The sequence below is a fragment of the Ensifer adhaerens genome (genome assembly GCF_013283195.1).
GTDB lineage: Bacteria > Pseudomonadota > Alphaproteobacteria > Rhizobiales > Rhizobiaceae > Ensifer > Ensifer adhaerens_G.
The window spans coordinates 1,872,761-1,890,273 of the sequence record NZ_JABEKT010000001.1; the positions used below are offsets into that span (position 1 = coordinate 1,872,761).

Annotated in this window: 17 protein-coding genes and 1 tRNA gene; 11 read left to right on the forward strand and 7 right to left on the reverse strand. The window is 61.0% G+C overall.

Features of this window, described 5'->3' with window-relative positions; all coding sequences use genetic code 11:
- Positions 1-68: 68 nt before the first annotated feature.
- On the reverse strand, positions 69-782 hold the full coding sequence (locus LPJGGPFB_RS08840; protein WP_234902871.1) for an HAD family hydrolase: 714 nt from the start codon (positions 780-782) through the stop codon (positions 69-71).
- Between the two features lie 276 nt (positions 783-1,058).
- Between LPJGGPFB_RS08840 and ribH the strand changes: the two genes are divergently transcribed.
- The 4 genes from ribH (at position 1,059) to LPJGGPFB_RS08860 (ending at position 5,571) form a co-directional block, all read left to right on the forward strand.
- The gene (ribH, locus tag LPJGGPFB_RS08845; protein WP_077498536.1) at positions 1,059-1,520 is read left to right on the forward strand and encodes a 6,7-dimethyl-8-ribityllumazine synthase; all 462 of its coding nucleotides are present in this window, start codon (positions 1,059-1,061) and stop codon (positions 1,518-1,520) included.
- Positions 1,517-1,999 (forward strand): transcription antitermination factor NusB, encoded by a 483-nt coding sequence (gene nusB, locus LPJGGPFB_RS08850; RefSeq protein ID WP_025426528.1) that lies wholly within the window; start codon positions 1,517-1,519, stop codon positions 1,997-1,999. The genes ribH and nusB overlap by 4 nt, the downstream gene beginning before the upstream one ends.
- 31 nt (positions 2,000-2,030) lie before the next feature.
- The gene (locus tag LPJGGPFB_RS08855; protein WP_173421001.1) at positions 2,031-3,236 is read left to right on the forward strand and encodes an MFS transporter; all 1,206 of its coding nucleotides are present in this window, start codon (positions 2,031-2,033) and stop codon (positions 3,234-3,236) included.
- 199 nt (positions 3,237-3,435) lie between these two features.
- On the forward strand, positions 3,436-5,571 hold the full coding sequence (locus tag LPJGGPFB_RS08860; protein WP_173419635.1) for a sodium-translocating pyrophosphatase: 2,136 nt from the start codon (positions 3,436-3,438) through the stop codon (positions 5,569-5,571).
- A 71-nt stretch (positions 5,572-5,642) separates the two neighbouring features.
- Here the strand turns inward: LPJGGPFB_RS08860 and LPJGGPFB_RS08865 are convergent, their stop codons facing one another.
- On the reverse strand, positions 5,643-6,152 hold the full coding sequence (locus LPJGGPFB_RS08865) for an outer membrane protein assembly factor BamE (RefSeq protein ID WP_173419636.1): 510 nt from the start codon (positions 6,150-6,152) through the stop codon (positions 5,643-5,645).
- A 139-nt stretch (positions 6,153-6,291) separates the two neighbouring features.
- On the opposite strand from LPJGGPFB_RS08865, the gene LPJGGPFB_RS08870 reads away from it, so the two are divergent.
- The 6 genes from LPJGGPFB_RS08870 (at position 6,292) to LPJGGPFB_RS08895 (ending at position 10,821) form a co-directional block, all read left to right on the forward strand.
- Positions 6,292-6,831, forward strand: coding sequence for a ubiquinol-cytochrome C chaperone family protein (locus LPJGGPFB_RS08870; protein ID WP_173419637.1), 540 nt, complete (start codon positions 6,292-6,294; stop codon positions 6,829-6,831).
- Positions 6,832-6,927: 96 nt separating this feature from the next.
- On the forward strand, positions 6,928-7,479 hold the full coding sequence (locus LPJGGPFB_RS08875; RefSeq protein WP_173419638.1) for a YceD family protein: 552 nt from the start codon (positions 6,928-6,930) through the stop codon (positions 7,477-7,479).
- Positions 7,480-7,679: 200 nt separating this feature from the next.
- A complete protein-coding gene (gene plsX, locus LPJGGPFB_RS08880; RefSeq protein WP_173419639.1) occupies positions 7,680-8,738 on the forward strand; it encodes a phosphate acyltransferase PlsX in 1,059 nt (352 codons plus the stop codon).
- Between the two features lie 4 nt (positions 8,739-8,742).
- Positions 8,743-9,714 carry a beta-ketoacyl-ACP synthase III gene (locus LPJGGPFB_RS08885; protein WP_173419640.1) on the forward strand — a complete coding sequence of 324 codons (972 nt, stop codon included), beginning with the start codon at positions 8,743-8,745 and terminating at the stop codon, positions 9,712-9,714.
- Positions 9,715-9,806: 92 nt separating this feature from the next.
- The gene (locus LPJGGPFB_RS08890; protein WP_077498528.1) at positions 9,807-10,145 is read left to right on the forward strand and encodes an integration host factor subunit alpha; all 339 of its coding nucleotides are present in this window, start codon (positions 9,807-9,809) and stop codon (positions 10,143-10,145) included.
- 139 nt (positions 10,146-10,284) lie between these two features.
- The gene (locus tag LPJGGPFB_RS08895) at positions 10,285-10,821 is read left to right on the forward strand and encodes a MerR family transcriptional regulator (protein ID WP_173419641.1); all 537 of its coding nucleotides are present in this window, start codon (positions 10,285-10,287) and stop codon (positions 10,819-10,821) included.
- 510 nt (positions 10,822-11,331) lie between these two features.
- Here LPJGGPFB_RS08895 and LPJGGPFB_RS08900 read toward each other — a convergent pair.
- Positions 11,332-11,565, reverse strand: coding sequence for a hypothetical protein (locus LPJGGPFB_RS08900; protein ID WP_077498526.1), 234 nt, complete (start codon positions 11,563-11,565; stop codon positions 11,332-11,334).
- Between the two features lie 373 nt (positions 11,566-11,938).
- On the opposite strand from LPJGGPFB_RS08900, the gene LPJGGPFB_RS08905 reads away from it, so the two are divergent.
- Positions 11,939-12,015, forward strand: a tRNA-Pro gene (locus LPJGGPFB_RS08905).
- Between the two features lie 272 nt (positions 12,016-12,287).
- Here the strand turns inward: LPJGGPFB_RS08905 and LPJGGPFB_RS08910 are convergent.
- From LPJGGPFB_RS08910 to LPJGGPFB_RS08925, 4 genes are read right to left on the reverse strand one after another with little or no spacing between them, the layout of a single operon-like run.
- The gene (locus LPJGGPFB_RS08910) at positions 12,288-13,478 is read right to left on the reverse strand and encodes a glycosyltransferase family 4 protein (protein ID WP_173419642.1); all 1,191 of its coding nucleotides are present in this window, start codon (positions 13,476-13,478) and stop codon (positions 12,288-12,290) included.
- Positions 13,475-14,719 carry an O-antigen ligase family protein gene (locus tag LPJGGPFB_RS08915; RefSeq protein WP_173419643.1) on the reverse strand — a complete coding sequence of 415 codons (1,245 nt, stop codon included), beginning with the start codon at positions 14,717-14,719 and terminating at the stop codon, positions 13,475-13,477. The genes LPJGGPFB_RS08910 and LPJGGPFB_RS08915 overlap by 4 nt, the downstream gene beginning before the upstream one ends.
- Complete coding sequence (locus LPJGGPFB_RS08920) at positions 14,716-16,278, reverse strand: undecaprenyl-phosphate glucose phosphotransferase (protein WP_173419644.1); 1,563 nt, start codon at positions 16,276-16,278, stop codon at positions 14,716-14,718. The genes LPJGGPFB_RS08915 and LPJGGPFB_RS08920 overlap by 4 nt, the downstream gene beginning before the upstream one ends.
- Before the next feature lie 58 nt (positions 16,279-16,336).
- Entirely contained in the window at positions 16,337-17,509 is a 1,173-nt protein-coding gene (locus LPJGGPFB_RS08925; protein ID WP_173419645.1) for a glycosyltransferase family 4 protein, read from the reverse strand.
- Positions 17,510-17,513: the final 4 nt, after the last annotated feature.

Sequence of the window (17,513 nt, forward strand, 5' to 3'; positions counted from 1 at the left end):
GCGGCCGTCCATTCCCGCGGAAGCGTTTGCAAATCGATCGCGGCCAAGGGGCCGTGGCAGGGCCGCGGTCAGGCGGGGACATGGGCGCCCCGCGCATGGTGGAGGAGGGCGGCGTGAACGTCACCAAGATTGCCTGCGACGCCGATGCAGAGGCTTCGGATCTCCTCCGTTGCCGCGAGAAGGTCCGGCACCATAATCGTCATCATGCCGGCTGATGACGCCGAACGCACGCCGTTATGGCTATCCTCCAGCGCCAGGCAAAGCTCGGGCGCGACATCGAGCCGCCGGGCAGCTGTCAGGAAAGGTTCGGGATGCGGCTTGCCCAGTTGGTAGTCGCCTTGGGCGACGACGACCGGAAAGCGATCGAACAACCCGTAGAGGCCCAGGTTTCGCTCGACATCGTGATGCCCGGACGATGTTGCGATAGCAAAGGGAATGCCGAGCTCCTCCAGGGAGCCGACGAGCTCGACCACGCCCGGCTTCAACTGCAGTTCGGTCGTTGTCCGAGCATGGAAGGCGGTCGCCGCTTGTTTCCAGAAGCGATCGAGGTCGAAATCCGGCCCGAAATATTCGCCGAGCGATTGTCGTGTCGCTTCGCCCGAAAGGCCGATCGATGCATGGTAAAGCGAAAGCGGCATGGTCCGGCCGAGCACCTGCGCAGCGGCGAGCATGGCATCGCGATAGAGCGCCTCGGTATCGAACAACAGGCCATCCATGTCAAAGACGACGGCCTGAGGCATACGGGGCAGGCGGATCGACATCGACGGATCGACATCATGCATCGGAGACAACTTTCGCTCGATTTCCTTTGCCTAAGCGGCGTTGTCCCCGATCAGGCGTTGTGTCTGTCCTGATTATTGTCATTGTCGGAAACGCCTGGCTACCCCCTCAAGCGTGACATGAGCGTTCCACGCCGTCTGTCACGGACTCTGCTGGAGGGCGCGCAACGCGGCAAAAGGGCGCCAACAGCGGAATTTGCTTGCCATTCGACGCCGGTCATGGTTTGACCGCCGCCTCAGCCGGTCGCACCGGCGCGGAAATCTCAAGACAGGTGATCCATGGCGAAGACCAAGGCTGCCCACATCCTGATTGTGGAAGCACGCTTCTATGACGATATGGCCGACGCATTGCTCGATGGCGCCAAACATGCACTGGATGCAGCCGGCGCGACCTATGATATCGTAACGGTACCCGGTGCCCTCGAAATCCCGCCGGCAATCGCAATGGCGCTCGATGGCGCAGACGAGGGCGCCGTCGAATATGACGGCTTCGTCGCGCTCGGTATGGTCATTCGCGGCGAGACCTATCATTTCGATATCGTCGCGAACGAATCCTCGCGCGCGATCATGGACCTCGCCGTCAGCGAAAGCCTTGCCATCGGCAATGGCATCCTGACGGTCGAAAACGACGATCAGGCCTGGGCGCGTGCGCGCCGGTCGGAAGGCGACAAGGGCGGTTTTGCCGCGCGTGCTGCGCTGACCATGATTGAACTGAAGAAGAAATTGGGCACAGAACAGTGACGAACACCCCCTCGGATCAGCCGTTGAAGCAGGCTAACCAACGCGGCGCGGCGCGTCTTGCAGCCGTGCAGGCGCTCTACCAGATGGATATCGGCGGTACCGGCGTACTCGAAGTCGTCGCGGAATACGAAATGCATCGCCTCGGCCAGGAGCTGGACGGCGATACCTATCTCAAGGCCGATGCCTCGTGGTTTCGCTCGATCGTTGCCGGCGTCGTACGCGATCAACGCAAACTCGATCCTTTGATCGGCTCGGCATTGCAGGACGACTGGGCGCTGTCGCGGCTCGACTCCACCGTTCGTGCCATTTTGCGCGCCGGCACCTTCGAGATGCTGGAGCGCAAGGATGTGCCTGTTGCGGTGATCGTCACCGAATATGTCGAAATCGCCAAGGCTTTCTTCGGCGACGACGAGCCGAAGCTCGTCAATGCCGTTCTTGACCGGATTGCCCGGCAGGTTCGCGGCGAGCCCAAGAAGTAGCGCGGTCATGGTTGCGGCTGCCGTCGATGATATGGGCTCTGCCCTTCGAGAAGCGCGCCGCAATGTTTTCCTTCTGACGGCGGCGCAGGCGATCCTTGGTGTCGTCGGCCCGATCTGCTTTGCCGTCGGCGGCGTTGCCGGCTATCAGCTGCTCGCGGACGACAAGTCGCTGGCGACGGCGCCGCTGACCGCCTACAATGTCGGTATGGCGCTCGGCGTCATTCTCGTCGCAACGCTCTCACGCCTTATCGGCCGGCGGTTCGCCTTCATGGTCGGTACCGGGATTGCGTCTGTCGGCGCCGCGATCGCCGCAGTCGCGCTGTTCCGGGAGAGTTTCTGGCTCTTTGCCTTCGGTCTCGCCGTTCTCGGTTCCTCCAACGGCTTTACCCAAAAACTGCGCTTCGCCGCCGCCGACGCCTCGCCGTCCTTCTACAAGCCGAAGGCGATATCGTGGATCCTGGGCGGGGGAATCGTTTCGGCCGTTCTCGGCCCGCAGATCGTCATTTTCGCCGGAGATCTGTTCGCGCCCGTCGCCTTCGTCGGCGCCTTCATCGCCTTACTGCCGATCTGCCTTCTGGCCGCATTGTTCTTTGCGCCGCTGCGCTTGCCGGAGCAGGGGACGGTGGCGAGCGAGTATCATGGCCAGCCCACGCGTACGCTCGGCGAAATCGTTCGCAACCAACGCTTCGTCACCGGCATGGTCTGCGGTATCTCGAGCTATGCGCTGATGACATTCATGATGACCGGTGCGCCGGTTGCCATGGTTGTCGGCTGCGGCTTTTCCACCGAGCTTGCAACGCTCGGCATCCAGTGGCACGTGCTTGCGATGTTCGCGCCGAGCTTCTTTACCGGGTGGCTGATCACGCGCTTCGGCGCCGAACGCATCGTCGCCTGCGGTCTGCTCTTGCTCATGGCCTGCGCTGCGGTCGCACATATGGGCCTGGAACTCTGGAATTTCTGGGGTGCGCTGGTGCTTCTCGGTCTGGGTTGGAATTTCGGCTTCATCGGCTCGACCGCCATCGTTGCCGGCAGCTATCGCCCGCAAGAGGCCGACAAGGTTCAGGCCTTTCACGACATCGTCCTGTTCACCACCGTCGCGCTGTCGTCCTTTGCCTCGGGCAAGGTTCTCTCGGTTTATGGCTGGGATATGCTGAATGCCGTCGTCTGGCCGGTGACATCAGTCTGCCTTCTCCTGCTCTTCTTGCTGATGCGCGCTCGCCCTAACGTTGCGGCCTGAGCCGCCGCTTTTCTCCTAAATCTTCAGTTCTCAGAAGGCCGCCGGTAGTTAGATTTCCGGGGCTTGACGATCTTTCGTTGCAACCGCACTCTGGCCTCGCCGTGAGGGGTGCTGCTTGAGGAGGTGGTGCGTGATTCGCGGATTTGAGGGGCCTGCGGCCGGGAGTGAGTCCGCGGGTTGAAACGGAGGGTAATGCGAAATGACCATTTTATTGGGCGTTATCGCATGCGGGTTGCTCGCGGTGGCTTACGCCATCTGGGCAACACAGTCGGTGCTTGCCGCCGACCAGGGGAACGCCCGCATGCAAGAAATCGCAGGCTACATTCGTGAAGGGGCACAAGCCTATCTCACGCGTCAATACAGAACCATCGCCATCGTCGGCGTCGTCGTTTTCATCGGCGCTTGGTTTCTTCTTTCTTCCGCAGCCGCTTTCGGCTTTCTCGTTGGCGCAGTGCTTTCGGGTGCTGCCGGTTTCATCGGCATGCACGTTTCGGTTCGCGCAAACGTGCGCACCGCGCAGGCCGCCTCTGTCAGCCTCGCATCTGGCCTCGATATCGCCTTCAAATCCGGCGCCATCACCGGTCTTCTCGTCGCGGGCCTCGCCCTGCTCGGCGTATCTGTCTACTATCTCATCCTGACTGCGGGCCTCGGGCACGAGCCCGGGTCGCGTGAGGTGATCGATGCGCTCGTGGCGCTCGGTTTCGGCGCGTCGCTGATCTCGATCTTCGCCCGTCTCGGCGGCGGCATCTTCACCAAGGGTGCGGACGTCGGCGGCGACCTCGTCGGCAAGGTGGAAGCCGGGATCCCGGAAGACGATCCGCGCAACCCTGCCACCATCGCCGACAACGTCGGCGACAATGTCGGTGATTGCGCCGGCATGGCGGCCGACCTGTTCGAAACCTATGCAGTCTCGGTGGTTGCAACCATGGTTCTGGCTGCGATCTTCTTTGCCGGAACGCCCGTGCTCTCGACCGTCATGGCTTATCCCCTGGCGATTTGCGCGACCTGCATCATCACCTCGATCATTGGTACCTTCTTCGTCAAGCTCGGGACCAACAACTCGATCATGGGTGCGCTCTACCGGGGCCTGATCGTGACTGGTTTGCTGTCGATCGTCGGGCTTGGCGCCGCTACGTCGCTGACCATCGGCTGGGGCTCGATCGGCACGGTCGCGGGTCAGGACATCACCGGCTGGAACCTGTTCCTGTGCGGTATTGTCGGCCTGGTGGTGACGGCACTGATCGTGGTCATCACCGAGTATTACACCGGCACCAACAAGCGCCCGGTGAATTCCATTGCACAGGCGTCGGTCACGGGCCACGGCACGAACGTGATCCAGGGGCTGGCCGTCTCGCTGGAATCGACGGCCTTGCCGGCCATCATCATCGTCGGCGGCATCATCTCCACCTACCAGCTGGCTGGTCTGTTCGGGACCGGCATTGCAGTAACTGCGATGCTTGGCATTGCCGGCATGATCGTCGCGCTGGATGCCTTCGGTCCGGTGACGGACAATGCCGGCGGCATCGCCGAGATGTCGCATTTGCCGCCCGAAGTGCGCAAGTCGACCGATGCACTCGACGCGGTCGGCAATACGACGAAGGCCGTGACCAAGGGGTATGCCATCGGTTCGGCCGGTCTCGGCGCGCTGGTTCTGTTTGCAGCCTATTCCAACGATCTCAGCTACTTCGCCGCCAATGGCGACAAGTATCCGTATTTCGCGGATGTCGGTCAGATCTCCTTTGATCTCTCGAACCCCTATGTGGTTGCCGGATTGATCTTCGGGGGCCTCATTCCGTATCTCTTCGGCGGCATTGCGATGACCGCTGTCGGGCGCGCGGCAGGGTCGATCGTCGAGGAAGTGCGCCGTCAGTTCCGCGAAAAGCCGGGCATCATGGCCGGCACGGAGAAGCCTGATTATGGTCGCGCTGTCGACCTGCTCACTAAGGCGGCGATTCGTGAAATGATCGTACCGTCGCTGCTGCCGGTCCTGGCACCGCTCGTCGTTTATTTCGGCGTGCTGCTCCTGTCCGGCTCCAAGGCATCCGCCTTTGCGGCCCTGGGCGCATCTTTGCTCGGCGTCATCGTCAACGGCCTTTTCGTCGCGATCTCGATGACCTCGGGCGGTGGCGCCTGGGATAATGCCAAGAAGAGCTTCGAGGACGGTTTCGTTGACAAGGACGGTACTCGGCATCTCAAGGGTTCCGAAGCGCACAAGGCATCGGTGACCGGCGATACCGTCGGCGATCCCTACAAGGACACGGCAGGTCCCGCGGTGAACCCAGCGATCAAGATCACCAACATTGTGGCGTTGTTGCTGCTGGCCGTTCTCGCCTGATCGTCACCTGAAATGAAAAGGCCCGCGGGACACATGGTCCGCGGGCCTTTTTTGTTGCGGTGAAAGTCGGCTTACTGGTTTCCGAAGTTCTTGAAGAGGTTCTGCGCGGCACCCTTGCCGGCGCCCGGGCCGGTCAGAAGCTGGCCGAGGAAGCTCGTTTCCTTGCCGCCGGTCGGTGTCGTGCGTGACAGTGTGTCGAAGACCTTGCCGTCCTTGAGCGTGTAGTGCGCGAGCTGGCTGACGGTGCCTTCCTTGTCGAAATAAACGGCAAGGATCGACTGATCGACGAGCTGCGGCTTCATGAACGCTACGGGGCGTTTGCGGGTCTGCGAGATGTAGTAGAATACCTCGTTGTCGAAGGTCGCGGTCGTCGACGGCGTGCCGAGCGAAAGCAGGACCTGTTCACGGCTGGAACCGACAGGAACGAGATTTAGTGTTTCCTGATCAACCACATAACCCTGGTGGAGAACTTCACCGACATTAGCGGACTGGCAGGCGGAGAGAGCAATGGTGCTAACAGTCGCTACGGCCGCAGCTCGGCCAAGGACCTTCAAATTTGTTCTGAAAAACCGCTTCGTCAACGACAGCTCCCTTTGGAGTAACGATGGCAGATCCGCCATTGCAATTCGTGCATGCTTCGGTAAACCAGCTTCGGCTATCATGCAACAACCGTCATGGGCGCTTGCGCGCATTTCGAGAAAGCCAAAGCTGGGCTTTGTGATGATTTTTGGACTGTTCAAAAGAAAAAGCGGCAATATTGCGATTGTCGAACGGCAATATGCGTTATTGACCTCGGCGGCGCGCCAGCCGCACCTCTACACGGACCTCGACGTGCCCGACACGGTGATGGGGCGTTTCGAGATGCTGTCGGCCGTACTCATCCTTTATTTCCGGCGCACGCGCGGATCGGCGCGCACGGGCCAGGAGGTAGCTCAGGAGATTGTCGACGCCTTCTTCGAGGATGTCGACCATTCGATCCGCGAACTCGGCGTCGGTGATGCCGGCGTGCCGAAGAAGATGAAGAAGCTGGCTGGCATGTTCTACGGCCGGCTCGAATCCTATGCGGCGGCGCTCGAAGGTCGGGACGCGGTCTCGCTTGCTGCGGCGCTGAAGCGTAACTTCTATCCGAAGGGCGAAGAGGGAGACCCGGCGATGGACGGTCTTGCGACCTATCTCCTCTCCGTCGAGGAACGACTGGCCGCCGAGCCGGAAGAGCGGGTCGAAACGGGCCAGTTGCACATTCCTGCCGCCGGAGAGTAATAGACGGCCATTATGCCGCCTCCGGTGACCGGTGTGCGGCACTATCCGCGAGAAGAGCGCTTCCGACATGGCGCCCGCGCGAGGAAGGACCTGATCATGAAAGACGATAGCCGACCGGCATTCTCCTACCCGGTGAAGGTCGGACATATCTCTGCCAATGCCGTGACTGCCCGCCTCTCGGCAAACGAGAGCGAACGGCAGGCGCTCGCCCAACTTTGGGACGTGCGCGAAGTCCTGTCGCTTTCGGCCGATCTGCAGATCGCGCGCTGGAAGAGGGACGGTGTCAAGATCAAGGGTGACGTTACCGCCCGGATCGTGCAGTCCTGCGTCGTGACGCTCGAGCCCGTCGAGGCCGACATTCAAGAGCCGATCGAGGCCATCTTCGTGCCGGAGGGATCGAGGCTTGCCCGCCAGGCCAGCAATGACGGCGGGGAGATGATCCTCAGCCCCGATGGCCCCGATATCCCCGACACTTTTAGCGGCGACACGATTGATGCAGGTGTCGTGGTTAGCGAGCACGTGGCGCTCGCGATCGAGCCCTATCCCCGTAAGCCGGGTGTCACATTTGGCGCGCGTATCGAAAGTACGGCAGCAGACGACGAGAAGCCGAACCCGTTTGCAGCGCTGAAGGACTGGAAAAAGGACTGAGGCTGCCAGAGCCGCCCCTACAATTCGGTTGTCACGCGGGCGAAAAGCAGTATTTTGGCCCGACTCCGGCCAAATGAGCCCCCGCAGCGTTCCGCCGCGTGTCTGGCTCAAGCGTCAGAAGCAATATGTAACGTCGTTGCGTTCGAATGCGTGCGCACGGCAGCACGTGTTGTGTGGCAGGAAAAAAGGATAAGACACGCGTGGTCAGAATTTCTCTTGACGTGATGGGCGGCGACTATGGTCCTGAAGTCGTCATCCCGGGCGCCGCAAGGGCGCTTGAACGTCATCCGGACATAAGGTTTGTCCTGTTCGGCATAGAAGCGCAGTGCGCCGATATCTTGGCCAAACATCCCAAGCTCAAGGCCAACAGCACCTTCCATGACTGCGAGATCGCGGTCGGCATGGACGAGAAGCCGAGCCAGGCGCTCAGGCGCGGCCGCGGCAAGTCGAGCATGTGGCGGGCGATCGATGCGATCAATGCCGGTGAGGCCGACGTCGTCGTGTCGGCCGGCAACACGGGCGCGCTGATGGCCATGTCGGTCTTCTGTCTGCGCACGATGCAGGGCATCCAGCGGCCGGCAATCGCGGCGATCTGGCCGACCCTGAAGGGTGAGAGCATCGTGCTCGACGTCGGTGCGACCATCGGTGCCGACGCGCAGCAACTCATGGACTTTGCGTTGATGGGCGGCGCCATGGCGCGGGCGCTTTTCGAGATCGAACGGCCGACCATCGGCCTGCTCAATGTCGGCGTCGAGGAGATCAAGGGCCAGGAAGAAGTCAAGGAAGCCGGACGGCTCATCCGTGACGCCAATATCGAAGGCTTTGACTACTACGGCTTCGTCGAAGGCGACGATATCGGACGCGGCACTGTGGACGTGGTCGTCACAGAAGGCTTTTCCGGCAACATCGCGCTCAAGGCAGCCGAAGGAACGGCGCGGCAGATCGGCGAATATCTGCGTGCCGCCATGTCGCGTACCCTGATGGCCAAGCTAGGCTACATCCTGGCCAAGGGCGCCTTCGATCGGCTGCGGGAAAAAATGGATCCGCGCAAGGTCAATGGCGGCGTCTTTCTCGGCCTCAATGGTGTCGTGATCAAGAGCCATGGTGGGGCCGATGCCGAAGGCTTCGCCGCTGCAATCGATGTCGGCTACGACATGGTGAAAAACGGCCTGAAAGCGAAGATCGAGATCGATCTGGCGAAGTACCACGGCGCCGAGCCGCCGAGCGCACTTCCCGCCGGCATGAATGATGAGGTTTGAATAAATGATCCGTTCCGTCGTTCGCGGCTTTGGCGCAGCGTTGCCGAAGCGCGTTGTCACCAATCAGGAATTGGAATCCAAGGTCGATACGTCAGACGAGTGGATCGTGCAGCGCACCGGCATTCGCCAGCGCTACATCGCCGGTGAAGGCGAGACCACCGCATCGTTGGGCGAAGCCGCAGCTCGCGCTGCGCTCGACAATGCCGGCCTGACCGCCGCTGATCTCGATCTTATCATCCTGGCGACTTCGACGCCGGACAACACGTTTCCTGCAACCGCCGTCAACATTCAAAACCGGCTCGGCATGCACCACGGCGCTGCCTTCGATGTGCAGGCTGTCTGTTCCGGCTTCATCTATGCGGTGACCACGGCGGACGCCTACATCCGCGGCGGGTTGGCAAAGCGCGTGCTGGTTATCGGCGCCGAGACATTCTCGCGCATTCTCGACTGGTCTGACCGCACGACCTGCGTGCTCTTCGGCGATGGCGCCGGCGCCATCATCCTGGAAGCCCAGGAAGGCGAGGGCACGATTGCCGATCGCGGCGTGTTGACTGCCAAGCTGCGTTCCGACGGTGCGCATCGCGAAAAGCTCTATGTCGACGGCGGACCGTCGACGACAGGCACGGTCGGCCACCTGAAGATGGAAGGCCGCGAGGTCTTCAAGCACGCTGTCGGCATGATCACCGATGTGATCGAGGCCGCTTTCGAGGCAACAGGAACGACAGCCGAGGATATCGATTGGCTCGTGCCGCACCAGGCCAATCGCCGCATCATCGACGGTTCTGCCAAGAAACTTGGCATCCCTCTCGATAAGGTTGTGGTGACGGTCGATCTCCATGGCAACACCTCTGCCGCCTCCATTCCGCTCGCTCTCAACACCGCGGCGGCTGACGGCCGGATCAAGAAGGGGGATCTCGTTCTGCTCGAAGCCATGGGTGGTGGCTTCACATGGGGCTCCGTTCTGATACGCTGGTAAAAAATGCTGAAGCAACGCAGGCGCTTGACCGGAAATGACAAGGGCAATAGTCTTCGTTCGCTGATCGGCGTGCCAGACATCGGTGGGGGAAGATGAGCGGAAAAACAGTAACACGAGCAGACTTGGCTGAGTCGGTTTTTCGCAAGGTGGGTCTGTCGCGCACAGAGTCTGCCGAGCTGGTGGAAACCGTCATTGACGAAATATGCAACGCAATCGTGCGTGGCGAGAGCGTGAAACTGTCCTCCTTCGCGACGTTTCAGGTTCGTGACAAGAACGAGCGCATCGGCCGCAACCCGAAGACTGGCGAGGAAGTACCGATTTCGCCGAGGCGGGTCATGACCTTCAAGGCGTCCAATGTCCTGAAGCAGCGCGTGCTGAAATCGCATCTGAGCCGCAAGGCCAAGCAGAAGCCGGCCTCTCCCGTATCGTAAGCGGAGGACGGCAACCACAATGTGGTTGAAAACCCATCCATAAGCCGTTGAAATGGAGCCGATTCGTGCGATCATCGCACGCATCGGTTCATTGCGACGCAGGCCTGCCCCGAGTCGCATGGCATGGAATGGGAACGAAATGGAAAAAAGCCCCGACGCTTTTCGCACCATCAGCGAGGTCGCCGACGATCTCGATCTGCCGCAGCACGTCCTGCGTTTCTGGGAAACGCGGTTCCAGCAGATCAAGCCGATGAAGCGTGGCGGCGGCCGGCGCTACTATCGCCCCGAGGATGTCGATCTGCTGAAGGGCATCCGTCATCTGCTCTATGATCACGGCTACACGATCAAGGGCGTGCAGAAGCTCTTGAAAACCAACGGCAACAAGTTCGTGGCGGCAATCGCCAGCGGCGATCTGGCGACCGTCGAGGCTCTGGCCGCCTCGAGCAATGAGGAACCGCAACCGCCGAAGGCCGGCCTGTCCGAAGAGGATCAGATCGTCGGCCGCGCCAAGGCGCCTGCGAGCCGCCGCTTTTTCTCCTTCGGCGGCGGCAATGACGACGTCCCGGAAATATCTCTCGGCAAATCGTCCTCCGTCGGCAAGGAAGACCGGGCGCTGCTTCAAGAGGCGCTCTACGATCTCCTGGAATGCAAGCGACTGCTTGACCAGGCGCGGTAAAGGGCGTCTGCTGGACCAAGGCGTGTTGCGCAAAAGTGTTCAGCGGTTCTGCGCTGTCGGCATGCGCAAGAACAATAGTTTAAAAACGAGCAAGGCTATCTGAAAGATCGCGACGCGATTTAGCTGCAAAGCTTCGGCGTCTGCCGACGAGAGCCGCAGACCGCGACGTGAGCTGCGTGGCGGCTAAAGCATTTCCGGGAAAAGTGCGGAGCGGTTTTCCGTCAGGAAATGCGTAAAAACAGAGACATAGAGCGTTTCTGTGTTTCCGTTTAAATCGGAAACGCTCTAGGTTTTTGCCGCGAGCGGCCTCCGGCCAAGTCAGACCGCGGGTCGCCCGGAGCGATCTTTGTCGCTGCACAGCCGATTCGGTCGAGCCCACGCCTCAGCCATCGACGGACGATAGCGCGTTGGCGTGTCCAGTGTCGGGGATGCTGGGATTACATCGACATGTTTTTGCGTCAGTTCGCAGCGACCAAGAACATCGATGGCCGCCAGACGTCTTTCAGCAATTCAGGCAGCGTTCAAATCAGCTATCTCGCCGAATTGAACCAGGAGGCGAGGGCTGCTCATGTCGCCGCTTTCCTCATCCACCTGCACCGCATAAGCGGCAACGCCGATGTGCCTTGGCGCCATGGCAGCCGCAACCTTCTCAGCCCCGGCTGCAGTCGTGGCCGCGCGCATCTCGCCGGGCGCCAACCCGCCGCGAACGCGCTTGAAGGGCATGACGATGAATTTCTCAGACATGACGTTGACTCCAATTTGTTCTACAAATGTTCTTGTTGGCGTGAGAAGTCAATGGCTAACTGTAGGACCAGGCGAGGTGGTTGTGCCGTACAGAGTGAATGCGGCCAGTCTTGCAACCGTTAGGCGCCTGCTATGCCGATAAGGAAGAAATTTTCTGCATCTCTCGGTATGCGGCGAATATGGCAAGAAGGGCCGCCGCGTCGTTGACGATGGTCGTCTTCCGTTTACTCGCCGGTCTGGCAGGTTTTGTGGGGCTTGCACGGGGTTGAACGTTCTGGTCGTGGCTTATCCACGTCGTTCGTTCCTTTTTCGCGCCGACCTCAAGATTCCTGCTTGCGCTCTAAGCATTGTGAATATAGGGATTTCCTCGGTTCGGAGCGTAGCGCAGCCCGGTAGCGCACTTGACTGGGGGTCAAGGGGTCGTGGGTTCGAATCCCGCCGCTCCGACCATTAATCTGCCGGTAACGACAGGTTTGCGAGATAGGCCCCTCTGGGGCCTTCTTTCATTTTGGGAGCATGTAATGCTCCAAGCGCAAAGATTGCGGCGACCAATCCCGAAATAGTCTCGCACTTACCCTGACTTTTTCCGTATCGTTTCGGTGTAAATGCCGCTCGATTGCATTCGCAGCGTCGTCATCGACGATGTCGACGCCGGGGGGCGCCCCACGTCATCCGGCGCCCGCATCAGCCATCACAATAATGATTCATTTGTGTATGGATGCTCAAACGGTCGCCCGCACGCGCCGCCGTTCCGCCAGCTTCCAGTAGAGCATCTCGGTGCTGTCCAGCATTACATCGAGCGTGAAGCGGTCCTTGAGCATGCGGGCGGTGGCGGTTAGTTTTCCGAAGGTTTCCGGTTCAGCCGCAGCCACCATCGTTTTTGCAAGCTCCGAGACATCGTCGGTGTTCTGCACGATGAAGCCGTTGCGGCCGTTCTCGATCACGGTTCGGGCGCCGCCAATATCGGTGGCGATAATCGGTTTCCCGGCGGCCGCCCCCTCCAGCATGACATAGGACATCGCCTCGTAGCGGCTTGGCATGACCAGCACATCAAATGCAGGCGCCGCTTGCGGCCCGGTGAACACGGATGTCAGGTGCAACCGGTTCTGAAGGCCGCTTTCGGAAATGGCCTGACGCAGAGTGCCCTCCATCTCGCCGGCGCCGACCATGACGAGGTGGCTGTTCTTCACCGATCCGGCGATGTGCCGGAAGGCGGCAAGGAGCCGCTCAGGTGCTTTTTGTGCGGTCAGGCGACCGATGAACCCGTAGACAAATGCATCCGGCGCAATGCCGAAGCTTGCACGGATGGTCGCTGCCATATCGGGTGAGGGCGGAGCGACGCCGTTGACGATCACCGACATCCGCTCATCCGGCATATGCAGCGACTGGGCGTGGCAAAGCTCGTCGTCTGAAACGCAGATGAGGTGATCGGTATAGAACCAGGCGAGACCCCATTCGATCGCACCGTAGATCAGCCTGCCGCCGCGCCCAAGCGTCGGGTCCAGCGTGCGGAAGGCATGCGGCGTGTAGATGCGCGGGACGTGGCGACCGGGCAAGCGCAGGCGCGTCAGCGCCCCGGCCTTGGAGCTGTGGCCGTGAACGATGTCGAACGGACCATGATGGCGCATGATCCGGCGCAGCGCCAGAAAGGCTGGGACGTCTGAGGGGCCCGGGGCACGTTTCATCTCGACGGCGTGGACCGCGGGCAGGCCGACGGCCTTGAGCTCGCGGACGAAACTTTCCTCGGCCCGCACCGGTGAATAGACCGCCTCGACATGATGGCCGCGCAGATGCATGCCGCGACAAAGATCGATGAAATGCCGGCCGGAACCGCCACCGCTTGGCTCGAGCACTTCGAGCACGCGCAAGGGCGCGGGAGAGGGGCGATTTGACAAGGGATATTCCATGTTCATGGCTGCCATCCGGTGCGCGCCTTCAGGCGGTGTCGATATTCGAGCGCGGCACAGCCCCAGACGATGCCGACAAGCATGTAGAAGTGGCGCCAGTGGTCGGTGTCGATGACGTTGCCGACGCCGACATGGCCGATCAGCACCACCCAGGCGATCATGAGGTAGGTTTGCCAGGGCCGGTCGAGCAACAGGAAGCGAAAGCCGAGCGACAGCGTCCAGATGATCAGCGCCACATAGCTGACGAATCCGAGCCAGCCATAGGACGTCAACGACTTCAGCCAGACATTGTGTTCGTCCTCGGGGAAGATCGTGCTGAAGACCATCGGGCCGATGCCGAACGGCTTCTCCATCGACATCAGGAAACCGATTCGGTGACGGTCGAAGCGGCCGAGATGGCCGCCGTCATAGTCCTGTACGAGCTGCGAGCGGCTGGAAAAGAGCGTGGCAACCTGCTCCGATTGCAGGGCCGCCAGCAATGCGCCCACGACGAACAGTCCGCCCACCAGCGCAATGACCAGGATGCGCAGGCGAAATAGACCGTTGCGCTCCTTCAGCAACATCACGAAAATGAATGCGACGACGCAGAACAGGTTCAGCGCCCAGGCGGCGCGCGAGAACGACAGGAACACGCCCAGCGCCAGGATAAGCAGGGCTGCGATCTTCGGCGGTGCCCTGTGCACGGGCTGGGTCAACAATCCGTGGATCAGGTAAAGCGACGGGACAGCCAGAAACGGACCGAAGACGTTCGGATCCTGAAATGCGCCTTTCGCACGATCATAGAGCGTGAAATTCTCCGCCCCGGGAATTGCGCCGAAATACCCGAAGATGCCGAGCAGGGCAGTCAGGACGGCGGCGGCGACCCAGGCGTTGAAAATGAGCGGGAGGCGTTGATGACGTTCCTCGATGATCGCTGCGAAGAAGACGGACGACAGCGCCAGAAAGCCGGAGACCGCCATGTACATCGGCCCCTTGGTCAGGTCGACCATCGTCATTAGCGACAGGATTCCGCCGATCATGAACAGGGTGAGCAGTGTCAGCAATGGTGCCACAAAACGCGAGATCTTCAGGCCGAAGAGCGCCCAAAGGCCGATGAGTACCACAAGGAACAGCTCGTAGGGCGCCGGTTCGGCGATTACGAAACCCGACAGGAACACAGCAAGCGCAACCAGCCACGAACCGAACAGGGAAAGTGCTGCGAGTTGCGGACGGAAGACGACCGGCTGTGATGTGTCGACGGTGCTCAATAGGCATTTTCCGTGTTGAGTAGCCGGAACGGTGTCAGGAACAGGATCCTCAGGTCGAAGAGCAGCGACCAGTTCTCGATGTAGTGAAGATCGAAGGCGGTGCGCAGGCGGATCTTGTCGTCGTTGTCGATCTCGCCGCGCCAGCCGTTGATCTGTGCCCAGCCGGTAACCCCGGGCTTGACGCGGTGGCGAGCAAAATAGCCTTCGACGACATCGGAATAGGTACGGTTCTGCGTCTGTGCCAGCACGGCGTGCGGACGCGGGCCGACGAGCGAAAGCTCGCCCTTGAGCACGTTGAAGATCTGCGGCAGTTCGTCGATCGACGACTTGCGGATGAAGCGCCCGACTGCGGTGACACGGGGGTCGCCTTTCGTCACGGCGTTGCGGGCGGTCGGATCGCTCAAATGCGTGTACATCGAGCGGAACTTGTAAACCTCGATGGTCTCGTTGTTGAAGCCGTGGCGCTTCTGCTTGAAGATGATGGGGCCGGGCGAGGTGGTTTTGACCGCAATCGCAGCGCCCAGCATGACCGGCCACAACAATACCAGGGCGACGACGCTGAAGAAGATGTCGAAGCCACGTTTGGCAACGGAATCCCAATCGGCGATCGGTTTGTCGAAGATATCGAGCATCGGCACTTCGCCGACATGGGAATAGCTGCGCGGGCGGAAGCGAAGGTTGTTGGCATGCGCTGCCAGGCGGATATCGACCGGCAGGATCCAGAGCTTTTTCAACAGCTGCAGGATGCGTTTTTCAGCGGTCAGCGGCAGCGAGATGATCAACATGTCGATGCGCGCCAGGCGCGCGAACTCGACCAGTTCGTCGACGGTTCCAAGCTTTGGATAGCCGGCGATGACATTCGGAGACCGGCGTTCGTCGCGGTCGTCGAAGATGCCGCAGATCCTGATGTCGTTGTCGGTCTGGTGTTCGAGCGTGCGGATCAGGTCCTTGGCCGGCTGGCCGCCACCGACGACGACGGCACGACGCTCCATCGTGCCGTTGCGGGCCCAGTGTCGGATGGAATAGGCGATGAAGGCCCGTTCCGCGACGAGGAAGACCGCACCGGCGACGAACCAGCCGCCAAACCACACACGCGAATACTGGTGACCGGACTTGAGGAAGAAGAGGGCGACGGCAATGCCGCCAAACGCGATTGCCCAGGACGCGAGGATGCGTGGCGTGAACCGCAGCCAGGCGCGAAGGGCGGGGACCTGGTAGGTGTCGGCGAGCTGCATGGCGGCAACGGCGAGCGCGGAACCGCCAACGAGGATCGCAAGATACAGGGGCAACTGATCGAAGCCCGGCTGCACATAAAGCGCATTGATGGCGTAACCGATGGCGAAAAGCGCACAGAACTCGAACAGCCGCATCAGCCCCATGATCATCGCCGGCGAATAGGTATCGGCGCTGAACTGTTCGGCAATCTGCCGGGCCAGGGGGTTGAGCTCCGTAGACGTCTCGCCGCCGGCCATTTCGTCCGGCGCACGGGTGCGGATTTCCGATATCTTCTTGCGAAGCGCTTCCGGGTCGAAGGCTTCCGACCGCTTAAACTCGTTCATGGCTTCCTTCCGGCACTGAAGTCCTCAGCCGGGATAGCAGAAAGCCACTAAGAAACGCTTACGTTGCAGCCTTCGGAGGGGCCTGGGCCGATTGGTTTCGGCACAAATCCCCATAGAGCCGCAGCGCCTCGGCCGTCATGACCGAGGCGGCGAACCGGGACTTGAATGTCTTTGGAGCAGGCATGACGCGGGCTGACCAGTCCTTCTCGACGACTGCCGAAGCCATGATCGTGGCAAGTGACTGCGCATCTGCCGGGTTCGCCAGGGCGGCGCTGCGTTCGCCGAGGATTTCCGGTATGCCGCCGACCCGACTGGCGATCACCGGCTTTTGCGCCGCCAATGCTTCGAGGACAATGTAGGGCATCGATTCCGCCCGGGACGGAATGACGATGTTCCGCGCCAGCGCAAAGGCTTCGCGGGCGTTCATGGCAGGGCGCATGGCGATCCGCCTCCCCAGTCCCTGCTCAAGCGTCAAGTCGCGATACTTCTGCTGCTGTGGGCCATCGCCGACCATCAGGGCCGAAAGCGGGCGGCCGACGATCCGTTCGGTGCGGGCGAAGGCGTCCACAAACAGATCGGGACCCTTGAGGTCCCGCATCATGCCGATATAGAGGAAATCGACCGCGTCCGGGCACGCCTCTATGGCCTCGAATTCGCGATCGTCGATGCCATTGTAGATCAGTTCGTAGCGCGCGCGTGGCTTTCCGACCTTGGTAAGATAGGTCTGGCGTTCGAAATCGCAGACGAAGACCAGGGCGTCGGTGAGGCGTTCCTGAAGGCGTTCCAGCGGGAAGACCATTCTCCCGGCGAATGATTTAGGGTTGTAGTGGAGACTGCCGCCGTGAGGCGAATAGAGGCGGGCTACGCGATACCTGTTCACCCGCAAGGCTGAACCGATGAGGCGGGCGATGGCGCCACCCTTGGCGCCGTGCCCATGCAGCACATCCGGTTGCAAACTTCTGATTTCCTTGTAGCAGCGCCAGAGCGCGGCAAAGTCCATTGGGCCAATCGAACGATGGATCGGCATGCGCACGAGACCCAATGCCAGATAGGGCCGGATTTCGTCGAAAAGTGAATCCTCGTAGGCTCCACCGGTCGTGCTGTCGCAGAGGATGCCGACCTGGTGCCCGGCTGCCGCATGCGCCTCTGCCAGATCACGCACATGTCGGAATATTCCGCCAACAGGCGATCTGAAGCAGTGAATGATGCGCAAGGGGTGCTGCGGCTGCATCGAG